Annotated in this window: 10 protein-coding genes; 2 read left to right on the forward strand and 8 right to left on the reverse strand. The window is 32.8% G+C overall.

All coding sequences use genetic code 11. From position 1 onward, the window contains the following. Position 1: 1 nt before the first annotated feature. From AC3WRL_RS11620 to AC3WRL_RS11630, 3 genes are all read right to left on the reverse strand, one after another. Positions 2-1885, reverse strand: a complete 1884-nt coding sequence (locus AC3WRL_RS11620) for a type VI secretion system baseplate subunit TssF (protein WP_214824443.1) — start codon at positions 1883-1885, stop codon at positions 2-4. Positions 1886-1907: 22 nt separating this feature from the next. Continuing rightward, the gene (locus AC3WRL_RS11625) at positions 1908-2348 is read right to left on the reverse strand and encodes a GPW/gp25 family protein (RefSeq protein WP_214824439.1); all 441 of its coding nucleotides are present in this window, start codon (positions 2346-2348) and stop codon (positions 1908-1910) included. A 217-nt stretch (positions 2349-2565) separates the two neighbouring features. Beyond that, positions 2566-3981, reverse strand: coding sequence for an APC family permease (locus tag AC3WRL_RS11630; protein ID WP_214824437.1), 1416 nt, complete (start codon positions 3979-3981; stop codon positions 2566-2568). A 144-nt stretch (positions 3982-4125) separates the two neighbouring features. Between AC3WRL_RS11630 and AC3WRL_RS11635 the strand changes: the two genes are divergently transcribed. Beyond that, positions 4126-4641, forward strand: coding sequence for a DUF4920 domain-containing protein (locus tag AC3WRL_RS11635; RefSeq protein ID WP_214824435.1), 516 nt, complete (start codon positions 4126-4128; stop codon positions 4639-4641). Positions 4642-4695: 54 nt separating this feature from the next. Here the strand turns inward: AC3WRL_RS11635 and AC3WRL_RS11640 are convergent, their stop codons facing one another. Further along, complete coding sequence (locus tag AC3WRL_RS11640) at positions 4696-5805, reverse strand: M14 family zinc carboxypeptidase (protein ID WP_214824433.1); 1110 nt, start codon at positions 5803-5805, stop codon at positions 4696-4698. An 842-nt stretch (positions 5806-6647) separates the two neighbouring features. Between AC3WRL_RS11640 and AC3WRL_RS11645 the strand changes: the two genes are divergently transcribed. After that, a complete protein-coding gene (locus AC3WRL_RS11645; RefSeq protein WP_261512394.1) occupies positions 6648-7187 on the forward strand; it encodes a helix-turn-helix transcriptional regulator in 540 nt (179 codons plus the stop codon). 182 nt (positions 7188-7369) lie between these two features. Here AC3WRL_RS11645 and AC3WRL_RS11650 read toward each other — a convergent pair whose 3' ends face one another. The 4 genes from AC3WRL_RS11650 to AC3WRL_RS11665 form a co-directional block, all read right to left on the reverse strand. Next, positions 7370-8542, reverse strand: a complete 1173-nt coding sequence (locus AC3WRL_RS11650; protein WP_261512395.1) for a proline dehydrogenase family protein — start codon at positions 8540-8542, stop codon at positions 7370-7372. A gap of 64 nt (positions 8543-8606) precedes the next feature. Next, complete coding sequence (locus AC3WRL_RS11655; protein WP_214824427.1) at positions 8607-9536, reverse strand: UbiA family prenyltransferase; 930 nt, start codon at positions 9534-9536, stop codon at positions 8607-8609. A gap of 11 nt (positions 9537-9547) precedes the next feature. Further along, entirely contained in the window at positions 9548-10474 is a 927-nt protein-coding gene (locus AC3WRL_RS11660) for a mevalonate kinase family protein (protein ID WP_492330340.1), read from the reverse strand. Positions 10475-10660: 186 nt separating this feature from the next. Further along, a complete protein-coding gene (locus AC3WRL_RS11665) occupies positions 10661-12826 on the reverse strand; it encodes a T9SS type A sorting domain-containing protein (RefSeq protein WP_492330341.1) in 2166 nt (721 codons plus the stop codon). Positions 12827-12828 lie beyond the last annotated feature (2 nt).

Consider the following 12828-nt stretch of genomic DNA (forward strand, 5'->3'; position numbering starts at 1 on the left):
TTTAATTTTCAAAGAAATCAACATCTTCATTACTTATTTTCACGAGATATTCTATTCCGTCTATTGCTTTTGAGATAATCTGGTTTCGAAGCATATTTGACATATTTTCCCAATAGGCTCTTCCATAAAAAGAGTAGTTCTGGGGAATAATTTCAATCTCAACAGTACGTACAAAACCTTCTTTTGGTTTATTACTGATCATGGTACCTCTTTTTACCCTTACTTCCTTTACCTCATCTTTTAAAATCATCCTGCAATAGTTCTTGACATCTTCCAGGGATATAATTTTATCTCTAGTTGTCAGAGCATATTTATAAGCTTGAATGCTGTCTGTCCCTTTCTGCTCTTCAGCTCCACCAATAGTTTCAGTAAGAAGCACTAAAGACTGTGATTTCAACTGATTTGAAAGCTCTGTTCCAGGACGCATATGATTAGCAAGAGTACAATGTGTGATCCAGAAAGAAGCATACGTATGGTCTGTCTTTTCAACAGGCTCCATTATCACATAATTAAGTTCTTGTTTGATACTTCTTTTGGCATTATTTACTTTTTGTACCATAGACTTCATTTTGTCTGACATTTCACTCAATACTCCTTTTACATTATCCCTGTTTAATAAAGAAAATGCTGCAATTTCATCTCTTGTCAGTTCTAGAACATTAGCAATCATATCAACTGCATTTCTATTGGTAAAACGTTCCATTCCTCCTTTTCTGACTGTATAAAGACCTTTCTTTAAATCATCAGCTGGTGTAAAAGGAATTTCCGTATATCTTCTACCTTCTCCATCCTGAACTTCGTCTACATATAAAAAATGCTCCCCTTCGTCGGTTACCAGCGGAATATTATTTCCCATAATATCCAAACTATATTCAGTTTTTTTCCACCCTCTGTTATAAATTGGAAAAGCATTAAATACGAATGAAAAATTATCTAAAATTTCAGCAGAAAACTGTGGTGGAAACTCAAAGGTCAGCCATAAATAGCGCTTTCCTTCAAGGTATTTTTCAATTTCCTCTCTACCTTCAAGAAAGTCTAGATTCTCAGGGAGTTTTCCGGGTTCCGAAAACAAACTATCTGATAAGCCTGTTATTTCGATAAATTTATGATGATAAATACTTTTAATATCTTCTATCGTTTTTGTTTTGATAGATTGCTCACGGAACATTTGTTCATACCCTTCTGCCTGAGTATTTTTCAAATAGGATAATCCTTCTCTTATAAACAAAGGATTTCCATCACTTGTAACCGTTATGTAAGGTAAAAGTTTATATACAAAATCAAGATGTTCAAAAGCCGGGTTTGAACAAAATATACTAAGGTATTTAGGAAAGTTCTCACTTACATATTTAGAGACATTTACACCAATAGTAACCTTGCGATAATCTTCCGGTTTACCTTGGAATCTAGCAATAGGAATCTTGTTCAATCTTTCATCAATACTGTAGCAGGTATTCCCTACAAACATGATTGACGTCTGTACTTTATTGATCCTTACGTTGCCAATCGGAGTGAAAGGAATATTAACCTGTTTATCTGATTCTGATTTTACAGTGGAAGTCATCTGCTTTCTGAAGAAAAACTCTGTATGTTCCAGCAATACTTCAGAAGATTCTGAAGGCTGGGTAAATGCGATAGAATGAGAAGGAATAGGGTGAGTATAAATAGATGGCGTAAGTAATTTTGCCAGCTTTTCTAATATGCGGGCATTTACGGTCTGTATCTCATTATTCGCTTTGAAAATCTCAGTGCTGAATGCATCTATCAATAATTTCACAAATGGATCCAAAGATTGTGGGCTCTTTAATCCCCAGACTTTAGTTGCATTTTGAAGCATTCTTGCTTTTACGGATTCTTTAGAATATATATTCTGATCTAAATTCATAAATTTTAATTACAATAAATATTTAATCAATAGACATAGGGCTCAGAAATAATTCTGTAGAAAAACTGAATCGGTCACCTGTCGCCTCCATTTTGGCATTAATGGCGATTCGTACTTTTTTCTTTATCTCTGTATGTTCCTTGGTGTCATAATTATGTTCTACGATTTGCACATGAGCGTCAACTTGTGGCTGAACAATTCTTGGTTCGTATTCCTGTATCTGTCTTTTTAGACTCTTAATAAAAATATTCTCCCAAACAGCACTTGTAACTCCGTTATCGAATTCAAGATTCCATACATCATTTCCGTAATTTTCATCATATCTATTTTCTCCTTTTTTAGTTGTTATCAACAACATAATGTTATGGGCGATACTCTCCCCCATGTCGCAGGTATCTATACTTCCTCCTTCGGACATTAATGTTGACGGAACAAAAGGCATTCTGTAATTTGGTGTGTCCATATATCAACTTTTCTTGCTTTTTCTTTATTTTTTCATTCGCATAAAACAAAATACCAATTTAAACATTTTTCAATAAATAATATATGATACAGAAATAAAAATATTCCTTAAAATTTACGGCTTTCAAACCTGTTTGAAAGCCGTAAATGAAGTTATTTCGAAATGAATATTGAATATTTTAAAGCAAAAGGAATTACCATATTCCTTGGTTAGCAAGTTATTTGCTATCTCTTTTATTTCTGTTAATAAAGTAGTAAACCGGAAGTCCGAGTAAAACCATTACAAAACCTGGCCATGTATACTGTTGTTTATAGATCAGTAATAAAATACAGAAACCAGCTCCTATCAACAGATAAATGATAGGTGTAATCGGGTATAACCATGTTTTATAAGGCCTCTCAAGGTTAGGCTGTTTAAACCTTAGGTAAATCACTCCAAAAACTGTTATCATGTAAAATAAAACAATAACAAAAGAGATCATATCCAGTAAATTTCCATATTGTCCACTCAGACACAATATGGAAGCCCAGATTCCCTGCATCCAAAGTGCATTTCCGGGAACTTCATTTTTATTATTTTTTTCTGCTGATTGAAAAAACATTCCGTCCTTAGCCATCGTTTGAAAAACCCTTGCTCCAGCTAAGATTAATCCGTTATTACATCCGAAAGTAGAAATCATTACCAGTAAAGCAATAATAACCGTTCCCGCACTTCCAAATATATTGTGTGAAGCTGCAACAGCTACCCTGTCATTTGCTGCAAAAGCAATTGAATCCCGATCGAGAGCATTTAAATAAACATAATTTACTGCTATATAAAGAATCATTACAGCAGAAGTTCCGAAAATCATTGACTTCACAACATTCTTCTTTGGGTTTTCAATTTCACCTGATACAAAAGTGACACTTTCCCAAGCCACAGAACTGAAAACAGAACCAACCATCGCTGCTGCTATACCTCCTAGCAAGGTCATTCCTCCAATAGGCTCCCAGCCTTGTTTAAGAAAATTTCCACTCAGATCCTTTTTAAGATTACTGAAAGCGTCATAACCAGAGCTGAAGTTTTCGGAAAGATGAGAAACATCTATCAAAATAAAACCTGCGGCAATTAGTCCCAACAGAGCAACAATTTTAGATCCTGTAAAAATATTCTGTAATATCTTACCACTCTCTACACCTCTAGTGTTGATATAAGTAAGCAGAACAATAATAGCAATTGCTAATATCTGAATCCATGTAATTTTAAATTCTCCACTTTGAAAAATAGCTTCTGCATCATTAAGAGCTGGAATCAGGTAAGCAGTAAATTTACCAAAAGCCATTGCTACAGCAGCAATAGTACCCGTCTGGATTACCGTAAAAAGTCCCCATCCATACAAGAAACCCATCCTCTTACCGAAGATCTCTTTAAGATAGGTATACTGTCCTCCTGCCTTAGGAAATAATGCAGAAAGTTCCCCATAGCTTATTGCCGCAGCTACCGTCATTATTCCTGTGATAACCCATACAATGATCAGCCAGTAACCAGAACCCAGATTCCGCATCATGTCTGCACTTACAATAAAGATTCCACTTCCGATCATTGAACCCATTACTAACATAATGGCATCCCAAAGTTTTAATTTTTTATGCATAAATTATTTAGAATTCCCAAATATAAACAAATATGCACTTGATTTTGAATTTTGTGTAAAATTTAGTGATACGCCTATTTTTTATCAAGTATATCACACTTATTAATTCAATTTTTATTGTTATTTTTGAAAAAAATATTAAAAATGAAATTCAAAGCCATACTATTTGCTGTAGCGATCAGTGCTTCTACTGTAGCTTTTGCACAAGAAACAGCACAAAAGAAATTTTCTCCACCGGCAGGAAATGCTATTGTAGGTGATACCTACGGAGCTGGCGTTGGTTCATCTGTTGAATCAAAGGCTATCAGCGTTGAAAAATTAGGTAAGAAACTTAAGAAAGAAAATAAAAAGGTTGAAAATGTAGCGATTAAAGGAAAAGTAACCGATGTTTGTGAGAAAAAAGGATGTTGGTTAACAATCCAGACAGAAGATAATTCTCAATTTTTCGTAAAAATGAAAGATTATGCATTCTTTGTTCCTACCGCTTTAAAAGGGAAAAACGTAGTTTTAGAGGGTGACGCTGAAAGAAAGATAATTTCTATTGACGAGCAGAAACACTATGCAGAGGACGCTAAAAAACCACAATCAGAGATTGATGCGATCACTACACCGAAAGAAGAGATCAGATTTGTAGCAAATGGAATTAAGGTGGTAAATTAATCCAAATTAAAAGAGTATCTATAAAACAAAAGCGGAACAAATTGTTCCGCTTTTTTAATCTTCAATAGTAAAATCTACTTTCTCATCCAGTTTTGGATATTTAGTAGAGCAAACAAATTTCTTTCCTGTACAGTCTATTTCCAACCATCCTTTTCTTTTTTTAACATCTCCCACTTCCATTACAAAAGGTATAAAAGACAGATCATCCTTTTCCTCCTCCTTTACTTCTCGATATTGTACTGCTATATCCAGGACACAATGATGATCCGTATTGAGCTTTACATTTCTATAAACAATATCATAATGGCTTTCTTTATTTTCAGGGATATCTAAATAGGTCTCCCAACCAGTAATACCAGAGTTTAGCTCACTGATTGCTTTTAAAGCATAGTATAATGCTATTGTATAATATTTTCTGGTTCCCTTTCTGGTGTAATCATCTATAAAATGTCCTCCTTCAAATAGAATAGTAGGCATTCCGGCTTTTATGAAATTATCCCCCGTAGATGTAGGATAAAACTCATCTGAGTATCTTCCGATCTGATTAGGGATCAACTCCTGTAGATGATTATAAATATTTGCAATCACTGCCATGCATTTCTTTCGATTATCTGTAACCGTCCGTTCTTCATTTTCAGATGGAGCTAAAAATGAAAGTGTAGCGGGATGAATTCCATCTGTTGTAAAGATGGTTCTCTGCTCATGAAGATTCAGTGCATAATCATATCTATTTTGAGAAACAATATTCTTAAGGAGCTTAATCTCTTTACTGGCTTCATTATGGAAATCCCGATTGAGATCAATATCTACGGCATTTAATCTGGTCCATTTTTCAGAACCATCAGGATTCAGCATAAAGATAAAATCCAGTTTAATCCTGCTAAAGAGTTCCTGCTTCATAAAGTGATCTTTATCCAAGCTAACTAATAAATCTAACATGGCATGAGTAGCGTTTGATTCATTTCCATGCATCTGTGACCAAGCCAGAACATTAATATCTCCTGTTCCAATGCTTAGTTTAAAAATAGGTTTATCTAAATATGATTTTCCAATCTCCTGAATATAATCGCTGAGATTCGTCTGTAAGTAAGAAAATAATTTTTCAGGGGAAATATAGCGATTAGGAAATGTAGGGTTTTGAAGGTAGAGCTGTTCAAAGTTCATCTGACTAATAATTTACATGAGTCAAAAATAACCATTTTTAGGTGAAAAATGAAATTAACATTTGTAATATAGTTAAACGATGTAAATTGCCATTATGTCTGTGGATAAAATTGTGGATTACATATAATTAAATGTAATATATTTAAATATTTAAAAGTCAGTTATTTATGAGATTTATCTATATTATACAATTAACTTTACTTTAAGTGAATAATATTCTGATTATCAACAATTGAGTGTAATTCTTTTAAACAAGAAAAAGTGTGGAAAACATTGCATTTATCTATCGTATACAAATGTAAATTGTGGATTATTTTTTAATTTCAACTCCATTTTTCGTCAAATTTAATCTGAGTTTAATTAGGTAAATAAGCTTTAAAGAAAGTCTATAATACCAAATAACGTATATTAAAAATAAATGTTAAAATTGAATTATAGAGGGTGTTTATGCCCCAAAATGTATCATATCACAAGCATTGCGATAGTCATTTATCTATATAATCAGATTATTAGCTTATCTCCCACTCTTAGCTATAACAAAGCGTATAAATACAACCATAATAGCTTATACCAGGAGATTTAATAGAAATATTTACATAGAATTTTATCAATAACTCATTTACCTCATCCATTACTTTAAGTTATTTATCAAAAAACAGATTTTGAGGATAAATTGTTGAATAAAAATCAATGATTAATTTTATCAACATTATAAATAGTTGTTTATCAGACGAATATGTAGTTTACTTTTGTATACTTGATAACTTTGTAATTGTTTACATTTGTATTTTGCATTTGTAAATCTTATCTTTACATTTGTAAAATGATTAAAAGCTTATTTTATGAGTTTAAATGAAAGAATTTCCAAAGTTATAGAGTACTCCAAACTTACACCTTCAGAGTTCGCTGATGAAATTGATGTACAACGTTCTTCTATTTCTCATATCACTTCGGGAAGGAATAAACCTTCCTTAGAGTTTATCATAAAAATAAAGTCTCACTTCCCCGAGATCCTTTGGGACTGGTTAGTAAATGGTGACGGTGAGATGTTGAAGTCTGCTCTACCTGAAACTTCTGAACAGATAGCAGAAGAAACAGATGAAGACAAATTAAAGCCAACCTCACTTCCGGATCTATTTACTATGATGAATAATGATGAAGATTTTGGAATTGAAGAAACAGAAGTAATCCCTCAAAAACAAGCTATCCGAGAATCTCCTATATCATACAAGATCCAATCTCATGAAAAAATAATCGATTCTCAGCGATTAGAAAAACCTAATGACGAAATGATCAACCAAGTAATTGAAAATCAGAGTCATAAAATAAAAAGAATTGTTTTGTTTTATGAAAATGGAAAATTCGAAAGTTTTGAGCCATAAAAACCTTATTAAAATAAGAATATCTTAAAAAGGAAAATCCTAGTCTTTTAAATTTAAGACAATATATAAAATATAAAGAATTTATAAGATTGATGAAGAATTTTATGATGAAAATAGAATAAAATAAGCCTCACAAATTGTGAGGCTTATTTATTTATATACAGAATAGAATATTACTATTATTATCTGTTATTTTTTCTTCTATCTAATTCTTTCTTTAAAAGTCCCAATTCTCTTCCTGTCTGCCCGGCTACAGAAGTATTTTCCTGAGCTCTTCTTGTAAGATATGGAACAACATCTTTTACAGGCCCATAAGGAAGATATTTAGCCACATTATAGCCTTTATCTGATAATGAGAATGTAATATTATCACTCATCCCATAAAGCTGTCCAAAATAAACATGTGGATTTCCAGTTTCAAGAGATTTTGCTTTCATTTTATCCATTACCAGTTCAGAAGAGATCTCATTATGGGTTCCAAAGAATGCAGACACCTTATCCAAATGATTCATTACGAAATCAATTCCTGCATTGTAATTCTGATCAGTAGCTTCTTTATTCGGCTGAATTGGATCAGCATATCCTTTTTGTTCAGCTCTTGCTCTTTCTTTTTCCATATATGCACCACGAACTATTTTGTAGCCAATAAAATAATTCTTTTCTCTGGCTCTTTGCAAATGCTCTTCCATATATTCCAGTCTTCCGGTTCTGTACATCTGAATAGTATTCCAAACAATAGGCTTCTCCTGATTGTACTTCTCCATCATTTCTTCACAAAGATGGTCTGCTGCATCCTGCATCCATGTTTCTTCAGCATCTACCATTACTTTTTTATCATTTTCATGGCAAAGCTTACAAACCTCATCAAATCTTTTTACAACTCTTTCCCATTCTTCTTTTTGACTCGTAGTCAATTCAGCATTCTTGCCAACAGCTTCGTAGAGATCAATTCTACCAAAAGCCGTAGGTTTAAAAACAATAAATGGAATTGCTGGATTTCCCACTGAAAATCTTACAATATCTTTAATTTCTTTACATACTGCATCAAAGGTCTCTTCATCTTCTTTCCCTTCAATAGAATAATCGAAAATACTTCCGACTCCTCGCTTGAAAAGTTGCTTTACAACTTTCATACTTTCTTCGCGTGTTTCACCACCACAGAACTGTTCGAATAAGGTATTCTTCACAATTCCTGTAACGAACGGAAAATTATTATGAACTGTAAAATTAAGAATAGAAGTTCCAACACTTGTCAAAGCTGGTTGTTCAATCATTTTAAACATCCAATAAGCTTTTCTTAATTGGGCATCTGTTTTGTCTGCAAATGCAACTTTAGTATCGTTAAAAATGGGCATTCCTTTTTATTAAATTTAATTTGGCAAAGGTAATAATAACCTTAGTCTTTTTAAAGAATATTTTCTATAATTTACTTTCGATTCCATTTAAAAGCATGGCAATGATTCCTACAAAAACCCAAAGCCTTAATATATTTAAGGTAATGAATTTACTTTTCCTTGAGTAATTTAACAATAAATAGATGCATACAATCATGATAAACATCCCTCCGGTAAAATAATAGGCCATAAATCCGGAAATTCCCGTTTTTACAATAAGCTTCATGGACACAGCCATTGTGATCACAAGTAGAGAAATGATAATGATCTTTGTCTTTTTATTGTCGAAAAAATTGGGAATTGTAGTATATCCAAATGCTTTATCCACACTTTTCGTTAAGGTATCTTTTACAATATCAATACACAAAAGAATGAGAAAAAGAAAGATAGCCATTAAAAGAACTTTTTTCGAAAAAGTTTCATAATACACCATCATTCCAAAGAAAGGATAGAGTGTAAGACTTACAAAAGTAAGGTTATTGAGTATTAGGATACGACTTAATTTATGGCTGTAAAACCACATAAAAAACTGATAGATCAGAAAAAATATAAAGACATTATGTGAAATAAACCATGCCACTCCCAAGGATATAACACTTAATACCAAATAGGCATAGAGAAAATATTTCTGAGCAATAAAGCTCTGTAATCTCGTCCGGAAAGGTTTTACGATATGATCTTTTTCAAAATCATAGAATTGGTTGATAATACCGCCAGCAAGAATTGTTAAAACAGTACAGAAGATAATTCCGTGAACTTTAAAATCAAATACAAAATTCCTGAAACTTTCTTCCTGATTAAATAAAAAAAAGGTAGATACGTAAAGGGCAAAAGTAAGCAAACCTGCTACAAAGAACCTGGCACCCAAAAGAAAGCCCACGAATTGTGAGAATCTATAAAATAAAGATTTGGATATAAAATTTTGTGATTGGAAAGTTTCTTTTTCAGAATTCATTCCCAACCTATTTAGAATCTGTAAATTACTTCTTTGTTAAAACCATCAAGCATTTTTTCAGCTTTTTCATAGTCTTTTGTGAAGCCTAAAATATAACCTCCACCTCCGCTTCCACAGAGTTTAAGATAGTATGCATTAGAGTCTAGTCCTTTTTTCCAGATATTAAAAATACTTTCAGGAATCATTGGACGGAAATGTTCATAAGCCCAATGTGAAAGCTTTTTTAAATTTCTAAAGAAAGGGTTCATATCTTTTTTTAGGAAAGACTCAATACAAGCATTATTGTAACGTATAAATTCTTCTTTCAAAGTTTTACGGAAACCTTCGGTTTTCATTTTTTCAAAGAAAATCTGAATCATTGGTCCTGTTTCACCGCTCATTCCAGAATCAATAAGGAAGATGGCTCCTTTTCCTTTCTCGCCATCAGGAATAGAAACTCTATCAAGGTTTTCTTTATTTTCAATAAGAATAGGTAAATTCATATAACAGATCAAAGGATCCATACCTGAGCTTTTACCATGGAAATAACTTTCCATTTCACCAAAAACGGCTTTTAATTTTTTAAGATTATCTTTAGAAATGCTTTCAGGATTCAGTTTATTCAATGAGTATCTTTCAAAAACTGCTGCTACTAAAGCTCCGGAACTTCCAACCCCATATCCCTGCGGAATATTAGAATCAAAGAAAAGTCCTTTTGAAATATCTTTTTTAAAGTCTTCAATATTAAGCTTGAAATCATCAGAAAGGTTTAGCTCACCAAGAAAATTAGCATATTTCTGCAGATGTTGATTTGATTTTGACTCAAATTCAGAATTCAAATCAGAAAATTTTAGAGCTCCTTTGTAAAAGCTATAAGGTACGACAAGACCCTGAGAGTCTTCTATCATCCCATATTCTCCAAACAGAATTATTTTTGCGTAAAATAGAGGGTTCGTCATCTTGACAATAAATCTTTTTGCAAATTTATAATTATTCTGCTGAATATAAGCAAAATCCAGGCCGAATTACAATTTTTTTTTGAATAATAAGGACTCAACGGTTATAATCCAACTAACTTTAAAACGATTAGGAATTAATAGAAAAAAGCCTGAGATAATCAGGCTTTTTAAATAAGGTATATATTTTTATTGTTTTATTAATTTCTTAGTAACCGTTTGTTTCTCCGTTTCTACCGAAACTACATAATTTCCGGTTTGAATTGAAGAGAGATTGACTTCAAGTTTATTGCCTTTTAATGAAGAAGAAGATAATACTAATCTTCCTGCTTCATCATACATTTTATATGATTTCAGGTTTTCTTTAGAAGAAATGACGATTAAATTTTTTGCAGGATTCGGATAGATACTGACAGTGTTATCTTTAGTACCAACCTCTTCTATTCCTAAAACTGCACATGAAAAATTAGCTTTCCATCCATTTTCAGTAACTCCAGGGTCTGATTCAAATTTTACCGTAATTGCTCCTGTTGAATGAGTAGAAGTAAACGATCCAGGTAGGGTATTTCCAGTTAAAGTCCCGTTAGTAAATAATGGTGAAGCAGTGGATGGTCCGTTATAAATATACAAATAATCATAATCTTGTTCAAGCGCAAGCTCAGTAAAATTCAGTGTAAGTGCTGAACCTGCATTAGGATAAAATGTCTTAACGATGGTTTCATTGTTTCCGTAAGCAGCAGTTGCCCCTCCAGTGTCTGTAAACAAGGCACCACCACACCAATTGGCGTCTGTTAAAAATATCTGTGATCTTTGATAAGCATTGGATCCGGAACAACTTGAACCTACAAAAAGTTTATAATAAGTTGCAGGTTGAAGATTGGTTAAATTAAAGTTTTGTGTAGTTGTATTTCCTGATGTAACTAATGTTCCATCCATTGTTGTCAATTTATATTTCCAGGATATAGAAGTAGCATCTGTAATGGTAGCACTTGCTGTATTGGTTGTAACATTAGAAATATTCATTGCTGTAACTGTAAGATTACAGGCGGTTGTACAATTGGTACCAAGACAAGGTTTAGAATCTACTGTATTTCTAATTAATGCTGCAGGCTGAGGACCAAATCCATTACTAAAACTAATTCCTACTCCAGAAACTAGATGGCAGTAACTCATGATCGTTCCTTTAACTGTAGTCGCTGGAATGGGTCCTGTGCAGCCTTCACTATAACCAGCTTGTGCCCCACATCCGTCGATCGGAGTTCCATTTCCATTCCATGCGCATGCATGAGTATGTGGTGACCCTAAGCTATGCCCCATTTCATGAGTCATTGCCTGAATAGTCCATGAATATACAGGTACATTTGAATATGTTTGAGAGATTCCAGAATAAGCATATTTATTTCCTGTACAAAGCGAATTCAGAAAAGCTATACTTGTTGTTGCTGGTGCATTAACAAGGTGAGCCAGATCACCATTAAAAGTGGGTCTGTTTGTTTTGAAACTGTTTAAATTACCACTCGGAGTTCCTGTATATGGATCTACAGTTGTCCATATAAATATTTCATTTAAGGCTACTCTTACATCATCATTGCTATAAAGAGTAGCTATATTATTGTGAACCGCAGTAAGCCAGTTAGTCACGGTAGTCGTGTTTGAACCATTATTCTGATAAGGTGCAAAACAAACTTCATAATAAATTCTAACACAATTTTCTGTTACCGCTTTTTTACTAGTATTAGGATCAAAAGTTATTTTTTGAGTTTGATTTTCTTTCAATTCATCTACTCCACAAACAAATGGATTAGCCCCAGTCAACTTCGATTCTGAGTAACTGACAAAATCTTCAGAATTTTTCACTTTTCCTACAACCACATTTCCAAGATCAGAAGTGGAAGCTACACCTACAACATCATTATCAAAGAAACTAAAAGCGACCACAGAGCTATTATCTCCTTTAATAATACCTCGGTAATAAACCCCAGGAGTATACTGTACAATCTCCCCTTTATTAGTGGTTATTTTAAAATTATCTGTAAAAATCTGACTTTTATATAATTCTATGGTTATTTTTTTGTCTCCCTCAAAAGGAAATGACATTTCAAGAAATTCGGGCTTATCTTTTACAAGTTTTTTTAGCTCAACAGAATTAATAGACATTGCTGTAATATCCGTTGCAGCTCTTTTGTATTCAGCCATTTTTGATGAAGCTTTGTTGACTTCAAACAAATCATATTTCACAAAACTTTTACTTTGATTATGATATTCTGTTATTTTTTGAGCAATGGGTCTTAAATTTTGAGAAAAACTTAAGATAAAGCACATTGAAATACCAAGAAGTAGAATTTTCTTTATCATTA

The sequence above is a fragment of the Chryseobacterium sp. FW101-FHT12H09 genome (assembly GCF_058790395.1).